A 22,756-nucleotide genomic window follows, 5' to 3' on the forward strand; every position below is an offset into this window, starting at 1 on the left:
GGTTCATGCCGTCGCGGGCCAGATTCAACTGCACATCCATAAGCCATGCATCCTTCATTCGAGTAGGTAAGTTAAAGTTTGTAATTGAGCGTCAGCATCAGGTTGCGCGGCGTGCCCACCAGGTTGCCGAAGACATCGGAGTAGATGCTCTGGTAATAATGCTTGTCGAGCGCATTGTTCACGTTCAGGCGCAGCTCGGCGCGGCTGTCGATCTGCCAGGCAGCGTTCAGACCCAGGATCGCGTAGCGGCCCTGGCGCAGACGGTAGGTGCCGTCCGTCGACTCGGTCGCGCCCTGCCCGTACACCGAGGCGCCGACGCGCCAGCCCTGCGCCGCGCCGGACAGGCGGTAGCTGGTGGCCAGCTTGAGCTGCTGGCGCGGATAGCGGCTGTTGAAATCCTTGCCGATATTGGCCGGATCGCTGTCGCGCGTAAATTGCGCCTTCACATACGTAAAACCGGCTGACAGCTGCCAGTCGGGCGTCAGCGCACCCGCCACGTCCAGCTCCACGCCTTCGCTGCGCACTTCGCCCGACGCGCGCTGGCAATAGCCCCAGGTGCTGCCGGGGCAGGGATTCGGACCGGCCAGGTCGTCCACGCCCCGGTTTTGCTGGCGGATCTGAAACACGGCCGCGCTGGCATTGAGCGCGCCGCCAAAGTATTCGCCCTTCACGCCCGCTTCATAGTTGGTGCCGCTGATCGGCTTCAAGGGCTGCGCATTGGCATCGGTGGACGCTTGCGGCTGGAAGATCTCGGTCCAGCTGGCATACACGGCATGCTGCTTGTCGAGGTCATACACGACACCGGCGTAGGGCGTGAATTCGCGCGCCACCGAGTAGCCCGCATCGTCCTTGTACCAGCTCACTCGCCCGCCCAGCACCAGCGACAGCGGGTCGGCCAGACGCAGGCGCGTGCCCGCATACACGCCGCTTTGTTCGGTGATGCTGGCCGTGCCCCACTGCGCATAGTTGATGACGGGGCGCGCCACGCTGCCCGCATCCCAGTGGGTAGGGGTCAATCACCGGCGCGCTCGCTTTCCAGCTGTACGGCGCCCAGCCGCCATAGCTGTTTTTCGACGAGCGGCGGTGGCTGGCGCCGACGGTCAGCTCGTGCTCGCGGCCGAACAGGCTGTAGCTGCCGCTGGCATACGCGTCATAGCTGATATTGGCCAATTCGGCGCGGTAGCTTTGCGAATTGAAGCGCAGGGTGTCGCCGCGGCGGCTGATGCCGGAAAACGTCGTGTCGATCTCGGGCGTCTTGCGCGTGGCCGCCAGCTTGGCCTTCCAGCCGTTGCCGAAGCGGTGCTCCAGTTCGGCGAAAATGGTCTTGTCCGTCTGGCGCCAGCCATCGAAGTCGGTGCCCAGGTAAGTCGAGCGGGGCAAGTTCAAAAAGCTGCCGTCGGCGGCCGTCACCACGCCCGTCGTGACGCCGTCGTTATCCGTCTTGCGGTAGTGCGCGCCCACGGTCAATGTCGTGTCGGGGCGCAGGTCCGCTTCGATGATGCCGTACAGCTGGTGATTGCGGCCATGCAGCACGTCGACAAAATCCTGCTTGTCCTGCACCGTCACGACGATGCGCCCGCGCAGGGTCTTCGCTTCGTTGAGCGCATTCGCCGCGTCGGCTTCCAGGCGGTAGTTGCTCCAGCTGCCGATGCTGGCCGAAAACGACGCTTGCGGCGTGGCCGTGGGGCGCTTGCGCACCAGATTGATGGCCGCGCTGGGCGTGCCGCTGCCCGTCATCAAGCCCGTGGCGCCGCGCACCACTTCGATGCGGTCATAGATGGCCAGGTCGTCATTGTCGCCATTGAAGGTGCCATTCGCGCCCAGGCTGGTAGGCAAGCCATCGAACAGGATGTTGTCTACGGGAAATCCGCGCGCGCTGAAACTGCCCGAATCGCCCGTAAAGTTGCCCTTCTGCATGACCAAGCCCGTGATCGACTGCACGGCGTCGTCCAGGGTCGTGATGCCCAGGTCATCGATCTGCTGGCGCGTCAGCACACTGACCGATTGCGGCGTCTCGCGCAGCGACAGATTCAGCTTGGTTGCCGTGTTGCTCACGCCCGTCGTGTAGGAGCCGCTGCCTTCCGTCGTCGCATCGCGTCCCGCCGTGACGGACACCCCGGCCATGGTCTGCTCGGACGCGGGAATGGCTGGCACCTGCTGCGCCAGCGCCGGGATGCCGGCGGCCAGACATAAGGCGGCCACGGCCAGCGCCAGCGGATGCCGCTGGGGACGAGGCGATACGAAATTAACAAGATGCGAAACCTGTTGCATGAAAAATCCTGAAAAGTGGCGTCATGAGACGGTGAAAAACAGGCGCCCTACTCTGTAGGTGCCGCGAAAACGAAAAACGGGCAGCCGGATGGCTAAATATTTTGCGCAGCGTGCTATGGCGCCGGTTCGACGCTGACCCAATACCGCGTGCGGCTGCGCACCTGCACCGGCAGCGAGTTGGGCAGCATGTTCAGGATGCGCTGGGTGTCGGCCAGCGGAAATACACCCGACAGGCGCAACTGGGCCACTGCCGGCGCGCAGTCGATCACGCCGGGGCGGTAGCGGGCCAGTTCGGCCAGGAAGTCGCCCAGTGTCACGTCGTCGACGATCAACTGCCCGCGCGACCAGGCGTCCGCATACGCATCGATGGCGTGCGGCGCGTCCGGCGCATGGCGGGAAAATGCCACCCCGCGCCCGGCCGCCAGCAGCAAGGGCGCGCCTGCGCTGTCGCGGGGGCGGATTTCAACGGCGCTGTCAAACACTTCCACGATGCTGTAACCACCCTGCTGGCGCACGACAAAGCGCGTGCCCAGCGCGCGCACCAGGCCTTCGCGCGTGGCCACTTCCAGCGGCGCGGCGCTGCCGGCACCGTGGCCGCTGGTGACGCGGATTTCGCCGGCCAGCAGTTCGATCAGGCGGCGCTTGCTATCGAAACGCACGTTCACGGCCGATCCCGTATTCAGGCTGAGCACACTGCCATCGTCCAGCACCACCTCGCGCCGCTCGCCCGTGGCCGTACGGTAGTCGGCGCGCAAGGCGCGCACGTCATCCCAGGCGCCCGTCTGCGCGGCCAGCAAGCCACCGCCAGCCACCATGCCCAGCCATGCCAGCAGCTTGCGCCGCCTGCCATTGACGGTTTTTTGCTGCGTGCCGGCCAGCGCCTGCGCGGCCGCACCGCGGTGCAAGCCGTTGAACCGCTGCGACACCGCGTCGATATGCTGCCAGGCCCGTTCATGTTCCGGTTCGGCCCCGCGCCAGCGCTGCCAGGCGGCGTGCTCCGCTTCGCTGGCCTCGTCCGACATCAGCACGGTCAGCCACTCGGCCGCCTGCAGCTGCACTTCCTCGCCGATGGCCGCCGGGGCCGCGGGTTCTGCCACCGTGCTCATGCCGGCAGGGAGAAAAACACCTGGCGGTTGGCACGCGTCAGGTATTGCTTGACCGAGCTGGCCGACACGTTCAGGCGCGCGGCGATTTCGGCATAGCTGAGGCCTTCCAGCTGCGCCAGCAGAAACGCCGTGCGCACGGGCGCTGGCAAGCCGTCGAGGGCCGCATCGATTTCCTGCAAGGCTTCCAGCGCCAGCAGCCGTTCCTCGGGCGCGGGCGCCGCCTCGGGCGGCAAACAGGCCAGCGCCTGCAGATAAGCATCTTCCAGCACTTGCCGGCGGTAGCGGTGCGCCACCAGGCGCCGCGCGATGGTGGCGAGAAAAGGCCGCGCTTCACGGATCTGCGGCGCGGAATCGGCCGTCAGCACGCTGATGAAAGTGTCTTGCGCCAGGTCCGCCGCTTCGCCCGCATGGCCCAGCTTATGCCGCAGCCATCCCTGCAGCCAGCCGTGATGGCTGCTGTAGAGCGCGTGCAGGACTTGTTGCTGTGCAAAATCGGCGGCCGACATGGCATCCCTTTCCGGTCAAGCGCGGCGCGCCTGCAAATGTAAATAAGAATTATTCTCATTTTAACCGTGTTTTTAGCTTTCGTGCAATCGCGGCATTGGCAGAAATACCAACTAATTCAAAAGCAGGCCAACCGCCAGGCTGTGCAGCGCAGGACCGCCAGCCACCCGCGATGGGGTAAAATGACGCCCATCGTCCGGCTTGCGCCGCCCACTCCCAAGCTTTTCATTGCAGGTTCATCATGCTAGATAATCTCACCCAACGGCTTGCCAAAGTCGTCAAGACCATGCGCGGCGAGGCGCGCCTGACCGAAGCGAACACCGCCGACATGCTGCGCGAAGTGCGCCTGGCGCTGCTCGAAGCCGACGTCGCCCTGCCCGCCGTGCGCGAATTCATCGCCAAAGTCAAAGAAAAAGCCATGGGCGAGGATGTCATTTCCTCGCTCACGCCAGGCCAGGCCCTGGTCGGCGTGGTGCAGCGCGAGCTGGCAGCCCTGATGGGCGCCGACCTGGGACCGGAAGCGTCGCAGCTCAGCTTTGCCCAGCAGCCGCCCGCCATCATCCTGATGGCCGGTCTGCAGGGTGTGGGTAAGACCACCACCGTCGGCAAGCTGGCGAAATACCTGAAGGAAGAAAAGAAGAAGAAAGTGCTGACCGTCTCGGCCGACGTGTACCGTCCTGCCGCGATCGCCCAGTTGCAATCGGTCACCGCCCAGGTGGGCGCCGACTTCTTCCCGTCTTCCAGCACCGACAAGCCGGTCGATATCGCCCTGGCCGCGCTGGACTGGGCGAAAAAGCATTACCACGACGTGCTGATCATCGATACGGCAGGCCGCCTGGGTATCGACGAAGAGATGATGCGCGAAATCGCCGCCGTCCACAACGCCGTGAAACCGATCGAAACCCTGTTTGTCGTCGACGCCATGCTGGGCCAGGACGCCATCAACACGGCGAAAGCCTTCAGCGATGCGCTACCGCTGACCGGTATCGTGCTGACCAAGCTCGATGGCGACGCGCGCGGCGGTGCGGCCCTGTCGGTGCGCCACATCACGGGTAAGCCGATCAAATTTGCCGGTGTCTCGGAAAAACTCGACGGCCTGGAAGCGTTCGACCCCACCCGCATGGCCAACCGCATCCTGGGCATGGGTGACATCCTTGCGCTGGTGGAAGAGGCACGCAAGGGCGTCGACAGCAAGGCGGCAGCCGACCTGGCGCAAAAAATCAAGGTCGGCGGCAAGTTCGACATGAACGACTTCAAGGCGCAACTGGGGCAAATGAAGAAAATGGGCGGCATGGCCAACCTGATGGACAAGCTGCCGGCGCAGTTCCAGCAGGCGGCAGGCGGCAAGAACATGGATCAAGCCGACAAACAGGTGCGCCGCATGTGCGGCATCATCGACTCGATGACGCCGCAGGAGCGCGCCAAGCCTGAACTGATCAAGGCCACGCGCAAGCGCCGCATCGCCGCCGGTGCCGGCGTGCAAGTGCAGGAAGTGAACCGCATGCTGACGCAATTCGAGCAAATGCAGACGATGATGAAGAAATTGTCGGGCGGCGGCATGATGAAGATGATGCGCAGTATGAAGGGCATGATGCCCGGGATGAGGTAAGACTTCAAAATCCCCGCTCGCGGGGATTTTGAAGGCCTTTTTTACGCCGCGCATCCAAGCGCAATACGCTGAAAACACTGTTATAAAATCATGCCGGATTGCATTTTCATGCGTCCGGCATGATTTCTTCCCTCCCCCGCAGTACCCCTCCCCGCATAGCCAGCAAGCATGCCATGTACGGGCAAAACCGCGCTTCTGCGCCCCCAAGCGGTGCGCCCGGGCGACAGCATGGCCATTTCCCTGCTTTTTCCTCGTGAAAACGTGAAAAACACTTGCATACAAGGTAAATCCACACCAATATTAGCCGTGCGATTAATTGCGCAATTTCCCATGTGTTTGTTAAGGAGGCTCGAAGATGGCAACAGCCAAAAAAACCCCAGTAGCAGCGCCAGCCAAAGCAGCAGCAGCCAAGCCTGCAGCCGCCAAAAAAGCAGCACCCGCAGCCAAAGCAGCAGCTAAACCAGCAGCGGCGAAGAAAGCGGCAGCACCGGCAACACCACGCAAGCCAAACGCAGCATTCATGAAAGCAATGACGCCATCGAAAGAGCTGGCCGCCGTTGTAGGCGCAGCACCACTGCCGCGCACGGAAGTGACCAAAAAGGTATGGGATTACATCAAAAAACTCGATCTGCAAGATCCGGCCAACCGCCGCATGATCAATGCGGACGACAAGCTGAAAGCTGTTTTCGGCGGCAAAGCCCAAGTCTCCATGTTTGAAATGACGAAACTGATCTCCGATCATTTGAAATAATCAGATACGCGCCGGCCCAACACCGAGCGAGTGCCCCGCAGCTGATTCAGCGAGCGGGGCATTTTTTTGCGCAAGCCACTCACCCGGCCGGCTTGAATTCCCACTGGTTCCACGCGGCGCGCACCGCATTCGGATACTCGGCCCGCCCCCGGCTGCCGTTATACCGCCCCAGCGCCAGGTACAAATCCCCTCGTTCCATGTCCAGGTACATGCGCAAAATCGCGCAGCCATAGCGCAAATTCGTCTGCATGTGGAACAGTTTGCTGCGGTCGCTGTCGCCGATGACGCCCGTCCAGAACGGCATCACCTGCATGTAGCCGCGTGCGCCGGCCAGCGAGACGGCATATTTGCGGTAGGCCGACTCCACCTGGATCAGGCCCAGCACCAGGGCCGGCTCCAGGCCAGCGCGGCGCGCTTCATACCAGACAGTTTCCAGGAATTCCGTGCGCAACTGCGCGTCCGGCAGTTTGCGCTGCAGGCGTTGCGACATCTGCGCCAGCCATTGCTGATAGCGCTGCAGTTCGATGGGGGTGGCAAATTTGGGTTGCGGCGGGCGTTCGTCGCGGATCGCGTGCGACAGGGCCAGGCGGACGGAGTCGGCCAGCGCCTCCTCTTTCTGGTTGCCGGCCTGCGCCGGGAAAGCGCAGGCCAGGCTGGCGGCCAGCGCGAGCGCGCCAGCCACCTTGCTTACGGATAAACGCTTCACTGCGCCATTTTGCCCTGGATGAAGGCGACGATCTCGTCCGGCGCCACGCCGGTGGCTTCCGCGTCGCGGCGGCCCTGGTATTCCAGCTTGCCTTCTTTCAGGCCGCGCTCGCCGATGACGATGCGGTGCGGCACGCCGATCAGTTCCCAGTCGGCAAACATGGCGCCAGGACGCAGGCCGCGGTCATCGACGATGACATCGACGCCAGCGCCTTGCAGGGCCGCGTACAGCTTCTCCGTCTCTTCCTTGACCAGTTCGCTGCGGTCCATGCCCATCGGACACAGCACCACCTCGAATGGCGCGATCGACGCCGGCCAGATGATGCCCTTGTCATCGAAGTTCTGCTCGATGGCGGCGCCCAGGATGCGCGTCACGCCGATGCCGTAGCAACCCATCTGCAGCGGCGCAGGCTTGCCATTCTCGTCGAGGAAGGTAGCTTTCATGCTTTCCGAGTACGCCGTACCCAGCTGGAACACGTGGCCCACTTCGATGCCGCGCTCGATCGCCAACGCGCCCTGGCCGTCCGGCGATGCGTCGCCGGCGACGACATTGCGCAAATCGGCCACGATGGCTGGCTCGGCCACGTCACGGCCCCAGTTGGCGCCCGTGTAGTGGAAACCGGCGTCATTCGCGCCGCAGACGAAGTCGCTCATGTGGGCGACCGTGCGGTCCGCCACCACGGTGACGGGTGCTTTCGTGCCAATCGGGCCCAGGTAGCCGGGAATGGTGCCGTAGACTTCCAGGATTTCCGCTTCCGTCGAGAAACGATGACCGGCCAGGCCGGCAACCTTGCCTACCTTGATCTCGTTCAATTCATGGTCGCCGCGCAGCAGCAGCATGAAATGCTGTTGCGTGACTTTCTCGTCCTTGCCCGTCGTTTCCACCGTCAGGGCGATGGTTTTCACGGTCTGCGACAAAGCTATACCCAGCAGGGCAGCCACGGTTTCGCACTTGACGGTGTCCGGCGTGGCCGTTTTCGTCAGCGCCTGGGCAGCAGCAGGGCGCTCGCCCGCTGGCGGCAGCGCTTCGGCCGCTTCCATGTTGGCGGCGTAATCGGACGTCGGGCAGTACACGAGCGCGTCTTCACCCGTGTGGGCGATGACGTGGAATTCGTGCGAACCGGAACCGCCGATGGCGCCATTGTCGGCGGCCACGGCGCGAAATTTCAGGCCGAAGCGCGTGAAGATGCGCGTGTAGGCGTCAAACATGACCTTGTACGACGCTTGCATGCCAGCCAGGTCGCGGTCGAACGAATACGCATCCTTCATGGTGAATTCGCGGCCGCGCATCAGGCCGAAGCGGGGACGGCGCTCGTCGCGGAACTTGGTCTGGATATGATAAAAGTTCAGCGGCAACTGGCGGTAGGACTTGATTTCCGTGCGCACGACGTCGGTGATGACTTCTTCCGATGTCGGCTGGATCGCGTATTCGCGGCCGTGGCGGTCTTTCACGCGCATCAGTTCGTCGCCCATCTTGGTCCAGCGACCCGTCTCCTGCCACAGTTCGGCCGGCTGCACGAGCGGCATCAACAGTTCGATGCCGGCGGCTTTGTTCATCTCGTCACGGATGATGGCTTCCACCTTGCGAATCACGCGCAGGCCCATCGGCATGTAGGTATAGATGCCGGAACCGAGGCGTTTGATCATGCCTGCACGCATCATCAATTGGTGGCTGACGATTTCCGCGTCAGAAGGTGCATCTTTAAGTGTGGAAATAAAAAAACGGGAGGCGCGCATAACGGTGAATTCTTTTTAAAAAGAGAGGGTTATAATCAACCTAATTTTAAAGGATTAGCTGGCTGATGCGTCCATACTTTACACAAATGCGCTCAATTGGTGCGATTCCGGCGCTTTTCGCACCCCGAAAAGGTCACCGGCTTGCGAAGTTGTGGGTAATTATGTAAAAAAGGACGCTCGGTCGCAGAAAGTTTGAGGTGCATTATGCTCGACCGTGAAGGGTTTCGGCCCAACGTCGGCATCATCCTGCTAAACGCCCAGAACGAGGTGTGGTGGGGCAAGCGGGTGCGCGAGCACTCATGGCAGTTTCCGCAAGGCGGTATCAAATATGGCGAAACACCGGAACAAGCCATGTTTCGCGAACTTGAAGAGGAAATCGGACTCAGACAGGAACACGTCAAAATTGTCGGCCGCACCCGCGACTGGCTGCGCTATGAAGTGCCAGACCACTTCATCAAGCGCGAGATTCGCGGCCATTACCGTGGCCAGAAGCAGATTTGGTTTCTGCTGAGAATGTGCGCGCGCGATAACGACGTCAATCTGCGCCTGACCGACCATCCAGAGTTCGACGCCTGGCGCTGGCATGAATATTGGGTCCCGCTCGATGTCGTGATTGAATTTAAACGCGATGTGTATCAGCGCGCCTTGCAGGAGCTGTCCCGCTTCCTGACCTGGCCCGTGCATGGCAACGCACAGCAAGCGCACCGCCACACCTCGCGCTACTTGCGCCAACCCCATGCGCCACGCGCGCAGGATGGTGCGGCACTGGCCCAGCCCTGCGACGGCATTGCCGCCGAAGGATGTACGCCAGAGCTGATCTTGCCGGGCAAGGGGTAGTCCGCCGCAATGAACGCATTCTCCCACGCAAAAGGGGCAGCCTGACCAGGCTGCCCCTTTTTTCATGCCGGCAGGAAACTTCCCTGCCGGTCAGACTGGCTTAGTTTGCTGCCGGTGCTGGCGCAGCGGCGGGAACGTCCAGCGTAATCGCTTTCAAGCCCAGGATGTTGCTGCTGTAGTGGCGGATCTTGTTGGCCAGGGCCGGGTCGCTGTTGAGCTTTTGGCCATAAGACGGCACCATTTCCACCATCTTCGCCTGCCATTCCGGCGTCGCCAAACGGCTCTTGAAGGCCGTTTGCAGTACCTTGATCATGATCGGCGGCGCGGTCGAGGCACCGGGCGAGGCGCCCAGCAAGGCAACGATGCTGCCATCGGCGGCGCCGACGACTTCCGTGCCGAACTGTAGCAAGCCGCCCTTGACCGGGTCATCCTTGACGATCTGCACGCGCTGGCCAGCGTTTTGCAAGGTCCAGTCTTCCATCTTGGCGTTCGGCAAGTATTCGCGCAGGGTTTTCAAACGGTCTTCCGGCGTGTTCATGACTTGCTCGACCAGGTATTTCGTCAGCGGAATATTGTCGTAACCAGCCTGCAGCATGGGCTTGACGTTGCCGCTGCCAATTGAAGCTGGCAAGTCGGTCCACGAACCGTTTTTCAGGAACTTCGTCGAGAAGGTGGCAAACGGGCCAAACAGCAGGGCTTTCTTGCCATCGATGATGCGCGTATCGAGATGCGGCACGGACATCGGCGGCGAACCGACGGACGCCTTGCCATACACCTTGGCCGCATGCGCCGCCACCAGGTCCGGGTTGGTGGTGACCAGCCACTGGCCGCCCACCGGCACGCCGCCGTAGCCCTTGGCTTCAGGAATGCCCGATTTTTCCAGCAGCGGCAGCGAACCGCCACCGGCGCCGATGAAGACGAACTTGGCGCGCATGGTCTTTTCCTTGCCACTGTTCAAGTCTTTCACCGTCACGTTCCACACGCCATCGGCGCCGCGCTGGATGTCTTCCACCTGGTGGCGCAGGTGCAAGGTCATGCCATGGCTGTCCGTCAGGTATTTCACGAGACCGCGCGTGAGGTTGCCGAAATTGACGTCGGTACCAATTTCCATGCGCGTCGCGGCCACTTTCTGGCCCTTGTCGCGGCCTTGCATGACCAGCGGCGCCCATTGCGCGATCTGCGCCTGGTCTTCCGAGTACAACATGCCCTTGAACAGGTTTTGCTTTTGCAGCGCCTCATAGCGCTTGTGCAAGAAAGCAATATTGGCGTCGCCCCAGACAAAGGCCATGTGCGGCACGTTGTTGATGAAGGTTTGCGGTGCGCCCAAATGCTTGTTGGCTACCTGATAGGCCCAGAATTGCTTGGAAATTTCGAATTGCTCGTTGATATCAACGGCTTTCTTGGTCTCGATACTGCCATCGGCCGCTTCCGGCGTGTAGTTCAGCTCGGCAAATGCCGAGTGGCCCGTGCCCGCGTTATTCATCGCGTCCGAGCTTTCGGCGGCCACGGCATCGAGGCGCTCGACCATTTCCATCGTCAGCGAGGGATCGAGTTCCTTGAGCATGCTGCCCAGGGTGGCGCTCATGGTACCGGCGCCGATCAGCAGCACGTCGACCGGTTTTTCGGAAGAGGCCGGAGGGGTCTTGTCACATGCCGCCAGGATCAGGCACGACATCAAAAGTAATAGCGATTTACGCATTCGTAACTCCATTTTTGGATACTGAAGGATGATTCTTGCGCGCCACCGCAGCGGCACCACCGCGTCTACCGGCGTATCTGACGAAAAACAGTCCAGCCTCCGGCGCGCCGAGACGGCCGGACAGGTCAATGTCGATGGTGATAGGCATGCTGCCGCGCTCCGGGATAAGCCAGGAGCAAGATCTGGTGGCAAAGGTGCGGGCAATGAAAACACGGAATGGCAATAAAATCGCCGTCATGTCCAGTGCAAATATCAAGAACGGCGATTTTATCACCGTTATTTGGCATCGCCAGGCTGCGGCGGTAGTGGATAATACTTACTGCAGGGTATTAAATGACGGTGACTATCAGGTCATGAAAGCGGGCGCCAGACGGCAAAAAGGGCATCCTCGATGCCCTTTGCGTATGTACGCGGTACAATGCCGGCTGCCCTTTAGCCATAGTCCTTCAGCCATGTTCAACCCCTCTTCCGACGATGTGCGCCGCTTCTTTTGCGACACCTTGCGCAAGCACCGCGCCCATGAAATCCTTACGCCGATGGAAGCCATCGCGCTCGACTGGATCCTCGAACACCCCGAGTATGAAAACGAGTTGAGCGACGTTGAAGCGGCGCTGGCGCGCGATTACTCCGTCGAAGGCGGACAAGCCAATCCTTTCCTGCACCTGTCCATGCATTTGTCGATCACGGAGCAAGTGCAGGTGGACCAGCCGCGCGGCATCCGCCCGGCCGTGCAGCAACTCACGCAGCGCCTCGATTCGGCCCATGCAGCCCAGCACGAAGTGATGGAATGCCTGGGCCAGATGATCTGGGCTTCGCAGCGCTCGGGTTTGCCGCCCGATACGGATGCGTATATCGACTGCGTGCGGCGCCGCTAAACCCCAGGTAGAGTATCCTGCACGAATTTGCTTGATCTGGCATAAGACGTACAGATAAGCAACACTCTACAGTGGCAACTCCAGCCATGAACAGGGTGTGCCATGAGCGATCCCAGCAACGGACCAGTTAAGCCCGCTATCGATCCCCGCCTTGTCATGGTAAGCAAGATCTGTGGCAGCACCAATTTTAGCCACAGCCTGCTGGACTGCCTGCAGCAGGTGCCGTCACCGGGCATCGTTATCTTTGTGCATGGCGTCAATTCCGATGGCGAGTGGTACCACCAGAGCGAGGAGGGCCTGTGCAAGGGCTTGAATACCCGCCTGAAACGCTGCGATGAGCACCTAGCCTACCCCAGCGTGGAAGGTGGACAGTTATGGCCCGTTACCTACCGGCGCGAATTGACGGATGACGGCTTTGTCGACCCCGACCGCACGCCCAACACCTTCATTGCCGACGCCGGGCACCACTCGCCCGTGATCCAGTTCCGCTGGGGTTACAAGGCCAGTGACCTCGAATTACAGGAATACGGCGCTTCCATTTATCTCAACGAATATGACTACTGGGGCGGCGGACCATTCGCGAACGGCTGTTCTTCCTTGCCTGACCTGTGGGGCAATGGCTTGCTCGATACCTTGTTTCTGTGGATACATATCGAACACCTCAACCCCCTCAACGACGCCATGGTGTTTTCGGCGCCGCCCCGCCCGTATTTTGTGCTGGCCGCGCTGCGACTGGCGAAGCTGGTCGAATCGATACGCAAGGAACAGGCCGACGTGCCGATTACCCTCGTGTGCCATAGCCAGGGCAATATGATCGGCATGGCAGCCGCCTTCCTGGGCGACAAGATGGCTGATGTGCAAGATGCCGCAGGGATCAAGAGTCGCTGCGTGGCCGACACCTATGTGCTGTGCAATCCGCCATACAGCGTACTCGAAGACAACAGCACGGAAGACTGGGTGCAAGGTCAGGAAGCGGATCCGGACGGCAACGTGGGCCGGCAGACCTACCAGGCGCGCATCGAGACCTTGAAAAATTTCTTCAAGATCGTCGGCCAGCAGGCCGATGTGCCGCCGCCTTCAGCAGCGCTGGCGCAACTGGCCGCCAACCACGCGCACGGTTTTACGCTGGATAGCGACAGCAGCAAATACCGTTGCGGCCCCGCCGCCACCACACGCGGCAAGGTCACCTTGTATTGCAATCCGCATGACCAGGTCATCTCCTCGACCGCCATCCAGGGCATGGGCTGGCGCGGCCTGTGCGCAGCCGAAATCCAGGCGGCGCAAGGAAAGAATGTATTCACGCAGCGGGTGTTTTCCCAAAGCTACCCCGTCGGCAAGCCAGGAATTTATGATTACTGGAGCAAGCAACACAATCATCCGGAACGGGGCAGCCTGGACTTCTGGGTGCCGCATTCGAAGATCGCCGACTATTCCAGCCAGAAAGGGCGATTGGCCAACAGCACGGGAAGCGGCCGCGCCATGACGCAAGTCGCCGCCCTGGCCCTGATTCCCCTGGCGAAAGGAGCGGGCGTGCGCATCAACGCGCTGCCGCCGCGCGACTGGAGCATCCCCGTCAATGCACCGGCGCTGCCCGAACCGTTCTTGCCGCAGGCAGTGCAGTACGGCGTGGCCAGCGAGGACTTCGACCAGCTATGCAATCCGCGCGGCAGCCTGCGCGATCCACGGCGCCGCCATGCCGCCGGCGATCCATACCAGGCCTTGAGCGACGAGCAGATAGGCGCGCCCAAGGGCGACCGCGACAGCCACGCCACCATGCTGTACGAAGACCACGCCCGCGTGCGCTTGATGGCCAAACGCACGGGCCGCACGCCGATGGGAGAGAAGGTCAGCGAGGAAGACATGCCGGTCACCGCCAGCGAAGAGCACAAGCGATGGCGCGGCGACATCATCACCGCTAATCTGGCCGCCAACCTCGACACGCACGCCACCGACCATTCAACCATCATGACCAATGGAATGCATGCGGAAAGGGCGCTGGCGTATGACGTGGCGGTGGGGGTGAGCCATATTCGCGAAGAAGTTTTGCTCAAGTTGCGGATGGCGGCAGATTGGCGATTGTTGGAAGGCCTGGGAGGCTCTCATCCGCATAGCATGTTTTTCGAATATTTTTTATATGGCACATTCAAAGAAATGACCATGCTTGACTGGGTAGGCAGTTCCGGCAGTACCGGCGCAATGCCGGACACCATCATCAACAAGCGCAGGAACTCGCGCTGGAAGGATCACTGATGCGTGCACTGATCGCCACTCCCCTACGCCGCCTGGCTTGGAGCTGCTGTGCATTTTTCCTGCTTGCCAGCGTGGCAGTCTGGTTCGCCAGCCAGTCCGACGCCGCTCCCCTCACCGATGGAGACATGATGAAACGCTATCTCGTGATGCCGTTTTTATTTGCCCTGATGATATTTTCCTTGCTCAGTGCTTGCGCGATCAAGCCAGTCACGAAAGGCGATGTCGCGACAGCGACGCCTGCGCAGCCAACCCGGCCTTATATGGCCCAGGTGGTGGGCGTGCAATGGCTCAATCCCTTGCAACGGCGCGACTATTCGACGGAGTGGCAATTGTTGTGGACCTTGGGGCTGGCCAAGCCGAACCAGAACGATGACAAAGTCAGGGAAAATCCAGCGCGCTTTAGCAAGGTGCAATCCATCGGCATGATTGCATCGGGAAACGATGGCGAGGAGACCTTCAAAGGCTATCACCATAAATACGTGGATGAGCTGACATTATTGTTCCGTCAAGCCTATTTCGCCAATGGCAGTTACTTCTACAACGCGCACTCGCTGAAAGACAAATCGACCCGGCGCGAACTGGCCGGCATCCATATCGAGTATGCATTGCCCGCCGGAAGGCTCGATCCAGTGGAAGCGGGCAACTTTGTGCGCGACAGTATCAGCGCTACCTTCAGCATCGGCAACCCCCACTTTCCCAATTCCTGGACCACGGCAACGCCGCCCGACGTGCGCGTGACGATGGGCGGCGCGAACGCGGGCTTTGCTTCGCTGGCGGCGGGCCTGGCATATTTGCAAGCGCATCCCGATAAAACCGCATGGGTGATGAACTGGGACGCGCCCAGCTTTCCGCCCAAGGATGAGCAGATCGATGAAAATATCGCTCTGTTGATACTGGCCGGTCCCGACTTCAAGACGCAGCGTGCGCCACTGGCCTGGCTGGGCTTCCCGGCAACGGCCGCCGTCGCCGACTACCAGGCGGCGAAAGGTCAACCGCCGCGCGCGGTGCAGGCATGGGCGGCGACCATCGAACAGGCGGCGGAGCAGGCCAATCTCGATACTGACAAGATAGCCTATGTGATCCACGATGCGGGCAATAGATATCCGGCATCTTCCGAGCGCATCGGCTCGCTGGCGCAAAGCCTGACCCTGAATTTACCCGATCTGGATTTTACAAAGCAAACCTTCAACACCTCGGCCCTGCTGGGAGAGATGGGGGCCGGCACGGCGCTGACGAATGTGGCGCTGGCCGTAGCATACGCGAATCACCAGGGCCGGCCGGTGCTGGTGGCGGGCACGGGCGACCTGGAGGCGCCCGTTGCCGTGCTGGTGGCGCCACCCGCCGTGGCGCGCCCCATCGATCCGGAAAAACCCTGGTTCCGCGCACGCGGCGAAGCTTCGGTCTTTTTACCGTGGTGGGGACTGCGCCACGATGCCAAGACCTTGATGCAGGGCTATTCGAACTGAGCTCACATTGGCGTGCCGGCAGCCGCCGGCCGCGTGCCCTCGCTCACCTGCGGCCTTAGCAAACCCAGCACTACCTGCAACGCCATGGCGATGGCGCCGACGATGAACACCACGTCGCCGAAGGTGCGTATCCAGCGCAGGTTCTGCAACAGCGGCTGCTGCATGAATTCCTCGCTGCGCGCATACCACAGGCCTTCCGTCACGCTGGCGTGGAACTGGATGATGCCAATCGGCAGCAAGCTGGTAAAGAGCATCAGCACCAGGCCCGCGTTCAAGCCCCAGAACGCCGTCTTCATCAACGCTGGGCTGAAGCGGTAGTCGGGCCGCAAATAGCGCAGCACCAGCAAGGTAAAGCCCAGCGCCAGGAAACCGTACACGCCGAACAGCGCAGCATGCGCATGCGTCGCAGTGGTGTTGAGTCCCTGGATGTAATACAGCGCCACGGGCGGGTTGATCATGAAGCCGAAGACACCGGCGCCCAGCATGTTCCAGAAGGCGACGGCGACAAAGCACATCATCGGCCAGCGCAACTGCTCCATCCACGGCGCGCGCGCTTTCAGGCGCCAGTTTTCCCACGCTTCATGCCCCAGCACGATCAGCGGCACCACTTCGAGCGCGCTGAAGCTCGCGCCGATGGCCATCACGGGCGTGGTGGTGCCGGAAAAGTACAGATGGTGGAAGGTGCCGGGTATGCCGCCCAGCATGAACAGCGAGGCCGACGCCAGGCTGGCCGTCGTGGCCATGCGCACCGACACCAGGCCCAGGGTCGAGAAGATGAAGGCCAGCGCCGTCGTGGCGAACACTTCAAAGAAGCCTTCCACCCACAGATGCACCACCCACCAGCGCCAGTATTCCATCACCGACAGATGCGTGCGTTCGCCGTAGAACAGGCCGGCGCCATAGAACAGGCCGATGGCGCCCACGGACGCGGTCAGCAGCGCCAGCAGGTTCCTGTCGCCGCCCGGCTGGCGCAAGGCTGGCACCACGCCGCGCAGCATCAGCACGAGCCACAGCAAGATACCGACAAACTTGCCGATCTGCCACAAACGTCCCAGGTCCACATATTCATAGCCCTGGTGGCCGAGCCAGAAATTCCACTCGGGCGGCATGATTTGCGCAATCGCCAGGTAATTGCCGATAAACGAGCCGACGACGACAGCGACCAGGGCCCAGAACAGCACGTCGACGCCCAGGCGCTGCCACTTCGGGTCCTTGCCGCCATTGATCAGGGGTGCCAGGAACAGGCCGGCGGCCAGGAAGCCCGTGGCGATCCAGAACAGCGCGGCCTGGATATGCCAGGTGCGCGTGAGCGCATACGGGAACCAGCGCGACACGTCGATGCCGTAGAACTGCTGGCCTTCCACCGTGTAGTGCGCCGTGAAGCCGCCGATGAAGACCTGGAAGATGAACAGCGCCACCACCAGGAACAGGTACTTGCCCAGTCCCCGCTGCGAGGGCGTGAGGGCAAACGTGCTCAAAGGATCACGCGCGCCGGGCGCCGGCAGCGCTTCGTCATGGTCGCGCAAAAAGGCCCAGCCCCACACGAGGAAACCCACGCCGGCCAGCAGCACCACCACGCTGGCGACCGACCAGACGAGGTTTTCACCGCTAGGCTGGTTACCGATCAGCGGTTCATGCGGCCAGTTGTTCGTGTAGGTCACTTTCTGGCCCGGACGCTCGGTGGCGGCGGCCCATGCGGTCCAGAAGAAGAACTGCGTCATCTGCGCGCGCCGCTCGGCGCTGGGCAGGGTATTTTCCTTCATGGCGAAATGCTCACGGCTGGCGTGCAGCGCGGGCGCGTCGGAAAACAGCTGGTCGTAATAATGCGCCGTGTTGGCGATGGCTTGCACGCGGCGTGCCGACAGGCGCAGCACTTGCGCATCGTCGGTCCGGTTGCTGCGGTATTCCATCTTGAGCGCTTCGCGCAGCGCCGCCTGCGCGGGGCCGTTGAGCGCCGCGTAAGCCTTGCCATGCTGCTCTTGCGCGGCCAGTTCCAGCCAGGCCGTCAATTCGCGGTGCAGCCAGTCGGCCGTCCAGTCAGGCGCCTGGTAGGCGCCGTGGCCCCAGATGGAGCCCAGCTGCATGCCGCCGACAGATTGCCAGGCCGTCTGGCCATCGAGGATGCCCTCGCGGTCAAACAGCTGCCGGCCATCCTGCGCCAGCACTTGCGCGGGGATAGGCGGCGCCTGCCGGTAGACTTCGACGCCGTAGTAGCCGAGCAGCGAAAACGTCACAATCAGCACACCGATCAAGGTGAACCAGAGTTTTTTATAGGGACCCATGGGTCTTTCCTTTGTCAGTGCACCACGGCCGGCGCAAAGCGCTCGAACAGGATATTGTTTTCAGTATGGATGTGCGCCATCAGGTCTGCACGGAAGGTGCGCAAGCCCGTGTACAGCGCGCGCCAGGTGGTGCAGGCGCCAGCAGGTGCGGTGATATCGTTCGTCATTGCCTCCATGGCGCGCAAGGCCACGCCATGGTCGTCATGCTCCATGCGCATCACGTTGATGGGCGCGCCGGCCCGGGGGCCCTGGCCGCGCACGATCATCGGGAACAGCACATCTTCTTCCTTGCGCATATGGCTTTCCAGCTCCTGCGCCATGGCCGACATGTGTTCCGCCAGCCCGTGCGGACAGTCGGCGCGGTCGCCATGTACCTGCTCGACCTTGCGTGCCAGACGTATCAGCTCGGGCAGCTGCTCGCGGTGCACGGCGTGATAGCGCGCCAGGAGGTGTTCCACCAGCTCGGTGGCCGAGGCGTCCTGCCAGTCACGCTCGCCGCTGGTATCTGCGCGCTCTGCCAGCAGCCGCAGTTCCTCGACGATGGGCGCCGTGTCCACGCCGGCCGCTTCGGCCGCCGCGCGCAGGGTCTTGTTGCCGCCGCAGCAGAAATCCAGGCGGTGCGCATCGAACAGGCGCGTGGCGCCAGGGATGCGGCGGGCCAGCTGGCCCAGGGATAACTCGATCATTTCCATAACAGTTCCTTGAGGATGAATAGGTAGATTTATTGCACGGCGCCCGCGTGGTAGACGCCCGGCACGGGTTCGCCCGTCACTTCCAGCACGCCGACGGCGCCCTTGCCGGCGCGCGACAAGGCATGGTCGACCAGCAGATAGCTGCCCGGGTGCTGCACCTTGAGTTCGACGATGGTGGCGCCGCCCGGTGCCACGAGGGTGGTTTGCACGTCGTGTTTCGGGCTGCTGATCGAGCCTTCGCTGTACACCTTGTCGAAAATCTCGCCGATGATGTGGAAGGACGAAATCTTGTTCGGGCCGCCGACGCCGAAATAGATGCGCACCGTCTCGCCGACTTTCGCCTGCAGTTTGTGCGTCTTGCTCAAGGCACCCACTTCGCCGTTGAAGACGTAGTAGTCGGGCAGTTCATTGGCCATTTTTTCCAGATTCGGTTCCTGGTGCACGGGCGCGCCATGAGGACGGCCCGTGTACATCTCGCCCTGCATCACGTAATACTCGCGGTCCACTTTTGACAAGCCGCCTTCCGGTTCGACCAGGATCATGCCGTACATGCCGGCCGCGATATGCTGCGGCACCAGCGGCGTGGCGCAGTGATACACATACAGGCCCGGATTGAGCGCCTTGAAGGTGACCGTCTTTTCCTGCCCTGGCGCCACCTGCGTGTGCTGTCCGCCGCCATGGCCGCCCGTCACCGCGTGCAGGTCGATCGAGTGGATCATCTTGCTGTCCTTGGCATTGAACAGGGTCAGTTCCACCGTGTCGCCCACCTTGGCGCGCAGCATGGGGCCGGGCACTTGCCGGTTGAAGGTCCAGTAGGTAAAAGTGGTGCCGTCATCGAGCTTGCCCGGCAATTCCACCGTCTCCATGCGGTACTTGAGCAACTGCGGCGCGCGCGCGCCGATGGCGGCCGGCACGGAGGCCGGGTTGGCGGCCACGCTGACGGCCGAGGGATCGGGGCCGCGCATCGGCGACGGTGCGGGCGTGTACAGGGCCAGCGCGGCGGCCTGGCTGGACTCGTTGGCAACGCTGCCGGCGCCAGCAGCCTTAGGTACCCCGGCTTCGGCCAGCGAAGTGCCGCTCACTTCCAGCTTGCCTTCCATGCCGATCTGGCGGTGGCCGGGAATCGAGCAGTAATAGGTGAACGTGCCGGCGCGCGTGACCTTGAAGCGCACGCTGGTGCTGCCGCTATTGGCGCTGAATTTGGCGGATGCCACGTTGAGTTCCGGGATCAGCAAATCGTGCTCGGCGCCTTCGCCGCTTTTCAGCACGAGTTCCACCGTGTCGCCCACCTTGGCCGCAAGCACGGGATTGACCTGGCCCTTGGCGTCGATGAACACCATCTTGCCGTCGACGATATTGGTTTGCAGTTCATAGCGCTTGAGCGTCGCCGCGGCGGAGGGTTGGCTGGCAGCGGCCGCAGTGGCGGCAGCGCTGGCCGGCAGGCTCGCCTGGGCTTGCACGGACAGGGGCATGGCCAGGACGCAGACGGCGGCGGCAATGGCGCGGAGGGAGGGAGTCGTTTTCATCAAGCTTTCCTTGGTCTTGTATGCCGGTTCGGCACTCTTACCTAGGCAAACCGCGTGCCAGGAAAAACTTGTTTTAAATCAACGATTTGAAAAATGCAGGGTCCTTATGACCCTTCTTGACCGTGGTTCCTTGTACCCTGCATGGTACTTATGACCACCACCGCTATCCACCTGCTGTTACTCACCGACCTGGTCGCCGACCTGCCCGTGGCCGTGCGCCTGCAGCGCCTGGTGGGCAGCCTGCGCGCCCACTTCGGTTGCGAGGCCGTGGCCTTGCTCAAGCTCGATGGCGAGCACCTGCGTCCCGTGGCGATGGCCGGTCTGGCCAGCGACGCGCTGGGACGCCGCTTCGCCATCGCCGACCATCCGCGCCTGGCCGCCATCCTGCAACGGCGCGGCGTGCTGTGCTTCCATCACGACAGTTCCCTGCCCGATCCATATGATGGCCTGATCGCCGAACGGGCCGGCGAGCCCTTGCCCGTGCACGACTGCATGGGCATGGCGCTCGACCTGGAAGGTGAACGCTGGGGCGTGATCACGCTCGACGCGCTGCAGGTAGGCACCTTCGACGCGCGAGCGCAGCGCGACCTGGGCGAGCTGGCCTGCGCCATCGAGGCGGCCGTGCGCGTGACCCGCCTGGAAACGGAAATCCGCGCCCTGCGCCTGTCGGGCGGCGCCATGCTAGCCGATGCGCAAGCGCCGCGCGAGGAACACGACTTCGTGGGCCAGAGCAGCGCCATCACGCAACTGCTGCATGAATTGCAGGTAGTGGCCGAATCGGACCTGCCCGTGCTGCTGCTGGGCGAAACGGGCGTCGGCAAGGAATTGTGCGCACACCGCCTGCACCGCTTGTCGCGCCGCGCCGGCAAGCCGCTGGTCCACGTCAATTGCGCGGCCTTGCCGGAATCCCTGGCCGAGAGCGAGCTGTTTGGCCATGTGCGGGGCGCTTTTTCCGGCGCCGTCAGCGACCGGCCAGGCAGATTCGAGGCGGCCGAAGGGGGCACGCTGTTTCTCGATGAAGTGGGAGAGTTACCGCTGTCGATACAGGCCAAACTGCTGCGCACCCTGCAAAATGGCGAAATCCAGCGCCTGGGCGCGGACCGGCCGCGCCGGGTCAACGTGCGCGTGATCGCCGCCACCAACCGCAGCTTGCGCGAGCATGTGCGCGACGGCACGTTCCGCGCCGACCTGTATCACCGTTTATCGGTCTATCCCGTGCCAATTCCGCCGCTGCGCGAGCGGGGCAATGACGTGCTGCTGCTGGCGGGCGGTTTCCTGGAACTGAACCGTGCGCGCCTGGGACTGCGCAGCCTGCGCCTGTCGGCCGCCGCCGAAAACGCGCTCTGCCATTACCGCTGGCCGGGCAACGTGCGCGAACTCGAGCATGTGATCAGCCGGGCTGCGCTGAAAGCCGTCATCCGCGGCGCGAACCGCAAGGACATCGTGACCCTGGAAACGGATATGCTCGACCTCGATGCGCTGGAGGCACCTGCCGGCACGGACGCGCTGCCGCCGGTGCCGCCGGTGCCAGGCGCGTGCGGCACGCCGGCGGCACCGCTGCTGTCGATGCATCAGATCGTGGAAGCGAGCCAGCGCCAGGCCATCCGGCAAGCGCTGGTCCTGCATCAGGATAACTGGGCTGCCGCCGCGCGCCATCTGGGGCTGGACGCCAGCAATTTACATAAGCTGGCGCGCCGGGTGGGGCTGAAAGCCTGAGCCGGGATAAAGCTCAGCGGTGGATCACCAGGGTGGTTGGCAGGCTGTGCAGGTAGGCGGCCAGGTCCTTGATGTCCTGGTTGCTCAGCGGTTTCACCTGGCCCGTCATGATGGCGTTGTTGCGGCCGTTGGCCTTGTCGCCCCGTTTATACGCCGTCAAGGCGTGTTCCAGGTAATCCTTGTGCTGGCCCGCCAGTTTTGGGTACGACGGGTCGATGGGCGAACCGTAATCTTTGCCGTGGCAGGTGGCGCAGCTGTATTTTTCGGCCAGGGCCTTGCCCGTGTTGATATTGCCGGCGGCGCTGGCGCCGATCGAGACGGTGGCGCAAACGAGGGCGGCGAGTAGTATTTTCATCTGGCTGGTCCTCAGTTCGGCTTGGCTTGTTGCGCATAATACGCGGCGACATCGGCGATATCCTGGTCAGACAGGCTGCTGGCGATGCCCTTCATGCTGGGGTGCTTGCGATCGCCCTTCTTGTAGGCTTGCAGCGCACTTTCGATATATTTTGCCGGCTGGCCACCGATCATCGGTACCTGGAACACTTCGGGGAAGGTCGCCTTGTAACCGGGAATGCCGTGGCAACCGATACACATTTCCACCTTGGCAGTCGCTGCCTTGGCGTTTCCTACAATGTCAGCCGCTGTGACGGCATTTGCTATGCCGGCAAGCACGAGAAGTGCAAATATTTTTTTCATAGTGGCAAAGTGAACAGAGGTAATCGGAGAAACG

20 protein-coding genes are annotated in these 22,756 nt (G+C 62.4%); 7 read left to right on the forward strand and 13 right to left on the reverse strand.

The annotated features are described in order from the left end of the window. Positions 1–71 precede the first annotated feature (71 nt). The 4 genes from ACQ4W0_RS00160 to ACQ4W0_RS00175 all read right to left on the reverse strand — a co-directional run bounded on the left by ACQ4W0_RS00160 (position 72) and on the right by ACQ4W0_RS00175 (position 3,883). Positions 72–905, reverse strand: coding sequence for a TonB-dependent siderophore receptor (locus tag ACQ4W0_RS00160; protein WP_436575381.1), 834 nt, complete (start codon positions 903–905; stop codon positions 72–74). Then, positions 790–2,271, reverse strand: a complete 1,482-nt coding sequence (locus ACQ4W0_RS00165) for a TonB-dependent siderophore receptor (protein ID WP_436574942.1) — start codon at positions 2,269–2,271, stop codon at positions 790–792. The genes ACQ4W0_RS00160 and ACQ4W0_RS00165 overlap by 116 nt, the downstream gene beginning before the upstream one ends. Before the next feature lie 113 nt (positions 2,272–2,384). Next, positions 2,385–3,377, reverse strand: a complete 993-nt coding sequence (locus ACQ4W0_RS00170; protein ID WP_436574943.1) for a FecR domain-containing protein — start codon at positions 3,375–3,377, stop codon at positions 2,385–2,387. Continuing rightward, a complete protein-coding gene (locus ACQ4W0_RS00175; protein WP_436574944.1) occupies positions 3,374–3,883 on the reverse strand; it encodes a sigma-70 family RNA polymerase sigma factor in 510 nt (169 codons plus the stop codon). The genes ACQ4W0_RS00170 and ACQ4W0_RS00175 overlap by 4 nt, the downstream gene beginning before the upstream one ends. A gap of 239 nt (positions 3,884–4,122) precedes the next feature. Here ACQ4W0_RS00175 and ffh point away from each other — a divergent pair, with 239 nt between their 5' ends. Next, positions 4,123–5,490, forward strand: a complete 1,368-nt coding sequence (ffh, locus tag ACQ4W0_RS00180) for a signal recognition particle protein (RefSeq protein WP_436574945.1) — start codon at positions 4,123–4,125, stop codon at positions 5,488–5,490. Between the two features lie 355 nt (positions 5,491–5,845). Further along, the gene (locus ACQ4W0_RS00185; protein WP_071653383.1) at positions 5,846–6,241 is read left to right on the forward strand and encodes an SWIB/MDM2 domain-containing protein; all 396 of its coding nucleotides are present in this window, start codon (positions 5,846–5,848) and stop codon (positions 6,239–6,241) included. A 79-nt stretch (positions 6,242–6,320) separates the two neighbouring features. Here the strand turns inward: ACQ4W0_RS00185 and ACQ4W0_RS00190 are convergent, their stop codons facing one another. Both ACQ4W0_RS00190 and ACQ4W0_RS00195 read right to left on the reverse strand, forming a co-directional pair. Further along, entirely contained in the window at positions 6,321–6,947 is a 627-nt protein-coding gene (locus tag ACQ4W0_RS00190) for a lytic transglycosylase domain-containing protein (RefSeq protein WP_436574946.1), read from the reverse strand. Beyond that, positions 6,944–8,683, reverse strand: coding sequence for a proline--tRNA ligase (locus tag ACQ4W0_RS00195; RefSeq protein ID WP_436574947.1), 1,740 nt, complete (start codon positions 8,681–8,683; stop codon positions 6,944–6,946). The genes ACQ4W0_RS00190 and ACQ4W0_RS00195 overlap by 4 nt, the downstream gene beginning before the upstream one ends. A 204-nt stretch (positions 8,684–8,887) precedes the next feature. On the opposite strand from ACQ4W0_RS00195, the gene ACQ4W0_RS00200 reads away from it, so the two are divergent. Continuing rightward, on the forward strand, positions 8,888–9,520 hold the full coding sequence (locus tag ACQ4W0_RS00200; RefSeq protein WP_426072022.1) for an RNA pyrophosphohydrolase: 633 nt from the start codon (positions 8,888–8,890) through the stop codon (positions 9,518–9,520). A 100-nt stretch (positions 9,521–9,620) separates the two neighbouring features. Here the strand turns inward: ACQ4W0_RS00200 and mqo are convergent, their stop codons facing one another. Together mqo and ACQ4W0_RS00210 are read right to left on the reverse strand one after the other, a co-directional pair. Then, complete coding sequence (gene mqo, locus ACQ4W0_RS00205) at positions 9,621–11,219, reverse strand: malate dehydrogenase (quinone) (protein ID WP_436574948.1); 1,599 nt, start codon at positions 11,217–11,219, stop codon at positions 9,621–9,623. Beyond that, the gene (locus ACQ4W0_RS00210; RefSeq protein WP_436574949.1) at positions 11,212–11,457 is read right to left on the reverse strand and encodes a hypothetical protein; all 246 of its coding nucleotides are present in this window, start codon (positions 11,455–11,457) and stop codon (positions 11,212–11,214) included. The genes mqo and ACQ4W0_RS00210 overlap by 8 nt, the downstream gene beginning before the upstream one ends. Positions 11,458–11,623: 166 nt before the next feature. Here ACQ4W0_RS00210 and ACQ4W0_RS00215 point away from each other — a divergent pair, with 166 nt between their 5' ends. The 3 genes from ACQ4W0_RS00215 (at position 11,624) to ACQ4W0_RS00225 (ending at position 15,810) form a co-directional block, all read left to right on the forward strand. Next, on the forward strand, positions 11,624–12,094 hold the full coding sequence (locus ACQ4W0_RS00215) for a DUF1841 family protein (protein ID WP_436574950.1): 471 nt from the start codon (positions 11,624–11,626) through the stop codon (positions 12,092–12,094). 102 nt (positions 12,095–12,196) lie between these two features. Next, positions 12,197–14,344, forward strand: a complete 2,148-nt coding sequence (locus tag ACQ4W0_RS00220; RefSeq protein ID WP_436574951.1) for a T6SS effector phospholipase Tle3 domain-containing protein — start codon at positions 12,197–12,199, stop codon at positions 14,342–14,344. Further along, positions 14,344–15,810 (forward strand): virulence factor, encoded by a 1,467-nt coding sequence (locus ACQ4W0_RS00225; RefSeq protein WP_436574952.1) that lies wholly within the window; start codon positions 14,344–14,346, stop codon positions 15,808–15,810. Before ACQ4W0_RS00220 ends, ACQ4W0_RS00225 begins: the two co-directional genes overlap by 1 nt. A 2-nt stretch (positions 15,811–15,812) precedes the next feature. Here ACQ4W0_RS00225 and ACQ4W0_RS00230 read toward each other — a convergent pair whose 3' ends face one another. Genes ACQ4W0_RS00230 through nirK form a run of 3 tightly spaced genes read right to left on the reverse strand, consistent with a single transcriptional unit; the run spans position 15,813 to position 20,310 of the window. Beyond that, the gene (locus tag ACQ4W0_RS00230; RefSeq protein ID WP_436574953.1) at positions 15,813–18,092 is read right to left on the reverse strand and encodes a nitric-oxide reductase large subunit; all 2,280 of its coding nucleotides are present in this window, start codon (positions 18,090–18,092) and stop codon (positions 15,813–15,815) included. 14 nt (positions 18,093–18,106) lie between these two features. Further along, complete coding sequence (gene ytfE / locus ACQ4W0_RS00235; RefSeq protein ID WP_436574954.1) at positions 18,107–18,784, reverse strand: iron-sulfur cluster repair protein YtfE; 678 nt, start codon at positions 18,782–18,784, stop codon at positions 18,107–18,109. 29 nt (positions 18,785–18,813) lie between these two features. Continuing rightward, the gene (gene nirK, locus ACQ4W0_RS00240; protein WP_436574955.1) at positions 18,814–20,310 is read right to left on the reverse strand and encodes a copper-containing nitrite reductase; all 1,497 of its coding nucleotides are present in this window, start codon (positions 20,308–20,310) and stop codon (positions 18,814–18,816) included. 150 nt (positions 20,311–20,460) lie between these two features. Here nirK and norR point away from each other — a divergent pair, with 150 nt between their 5' ends. Beyond that, a complete protein-coding gene (norR, locus tag ACQ4W0_RS00245; RefSeq protein WP_436574956.1) occupies positions 20,461–22,026 on the forward strand; it encodes a nitric oxide reductase transcriptional regulator NorR in 1,566 nt (521 codons plus the stop codon). A gap of 13 nt (positions 22,027–22,039) precedes the next feature. On the opposite strand, the gene ACQ4W0_RS00250 is transcribed toward norR, so the two are convergent. Beyond that, positions 22,040–22,381, reverse strand: a complete 342-nt coding sequence (locus ACQ4W0_RS00250; protein WP_436574957.1) for a c-type cytochrome — start codon at positions 22,379–22,381, stop codon at positions 22,040–22,042. Positions 22,382–22,392: 11 nt separating this feature from the next. Then, positions 22,393–22,722, reverse strand: coding sequence for a c-type cytochrome (locus ACQ4W0_RS00255; protein ID WP_436574958.1), 330 nt, complete (start codon positions 22,720–22,722; stop codon positions 22,393–22,395). Positions 22,723–22,756 lie beyond the last annotated feature (34 nt).

The organism is Janthinobacterium breve, from assembly GCF_051380895.1.
Lineage (GTDB): Bacteria > Pseudomonadota > Gammaproteobacteria > Burkholderiales > Burkholderiaceae_D > Janthinobacterium.

Excerpts from the sequence above, each read along its gene's own strand:
- ACQ4W0_RS00230 (WP_436574953.1), bottom strand. The coding sequence starts at position 18,092 with ATGGGTCCCTATAAAAAACTCTGGTTCACCTTGATCGGTGTGCTGATT.
- ACQ4W0_RS00225 (WP_436574952.1), top strand. The coding sequence starts at position 14,344 with ATGCGTGCACTGATCGCCACTCCCCTACGCCGCCTGGCTTGGAGCTGC.
- ACQ4W0_RS00185 (WP_071653383.1), top strand. The coding sequence starts at position 5,846 with ATGGCAACAGCCAAAAAAACCCCAGTAGCAGCGCCAGCCAAAGCAGCA.
- ACQ4W0_RS00220 (WP_436574951.1), top strand. The coding sequence starts at position 12,197 with ATGAGCGATCCCAGCAACGGACCAGTTAAGCCCGCTATCGATCCCCGC.
- ACQ4W0_RS00165 (WP_436574942.1), bottom strand. The coding sequence starts at position 2,271 with ATGCAACAGGTTTCGCATCTTGTTAATTTCGTATCGCCTCGTCCCCAG.
- norR (WP_436574956.1), top strand. The coding sequence starts at position 20,461 with ATGACCACCACCGCTATCCACCTGCTGTTACTCACCGACCTGGTCGCC.
- ACQ4W0_RS00210 (WP_436574949.1), bottom strand. The coding sequence starts at position 11,457 with ATGACGGCGATTTTATTGCCATTCCGTGTTTTCATTGCCCGCACCTTT.
- ACQ4W0_RS00250 (WP_436574957.1), bottom strand. The coding sequence starts at position 22,381 with ATGAAAATACTACTCGCCGCCCTCGTTTGCGCCACCGTCTCGATCGGC.
- ACQ4W0_RS00255 (WP_436574958.1), bottom strand. The coding sequence starts at position 22,722 with ATGAAAAAAATATTTGCACTTCTCGTGCTTGCCGGCATAGCAAATGCC.
- nirK (WP_436574955.1), bottom strand. The coding sequence starts at position 20,310 with ATGAAAACGACTCCCTCCCTCCGCGCCATTGCCGCCGCCGTCTGCGTC.
- ACQ4W0_RS00175 (WP_436574944.1), bottom strand. The coding sequence starts at position 3,883 with ATGTCGGCCGCCGATTTTGCACAGCAACAAGTCCTGCACGCGCTCTAC.
- ytfE (WP_436574954.1), bottom strand. The coding sequence starts at position 18,784 with ATGGAAATGATCGAGTTATCCCTGGGCCAGCTGGCCCGCCGCATCCCT.
- ACQ4W0_RS00195 (WP_436574947.1), bottom strand. The coding sequence starts at position 8,683 with ATGCGCGCCTCCCGTTTTTTTATTTCCACACTTAAAGATGCACCTTCT.
- ACQ4W0_RS00170 (WP_436574943.1), bottom strand. The coding sequence starts at position 3,377 with ATGAGCACGGTGGCAGAACCCGCGGCCCCGGCGGCCATCGGCGAGGAA.
- mqo (WP_436574948.1), bottom strand. The coding sequence starts at position 11,219 with ATGCGTAAATCGCTATTACTTTTGATGTCGTGCCTGATCCTGGCGGCA.
- ffh (WP_436574945.1), top strand. The coding sequence starts at position 4,123 with ATGCTAGATAATCTCACCCAACGGCTTGCCAAAGTCGTCAAGACCATG.
- ACQ4W0_RS00215 (WP_436574950.1), top strand. The coding sequence starts at position 11,624 with ATGTACGCGGTACAATGCCGGCTGCCCTTTAGCCATAGTCCTTCAGCC.
- ACQ4W0_RS00200 (WP_426072022.1), top strand. The coding sequence starts at position 8,888 with ATGCTCGACCGTGAAGGGTTTCGGCCCAACGTCGGCATCATCCTGCTA.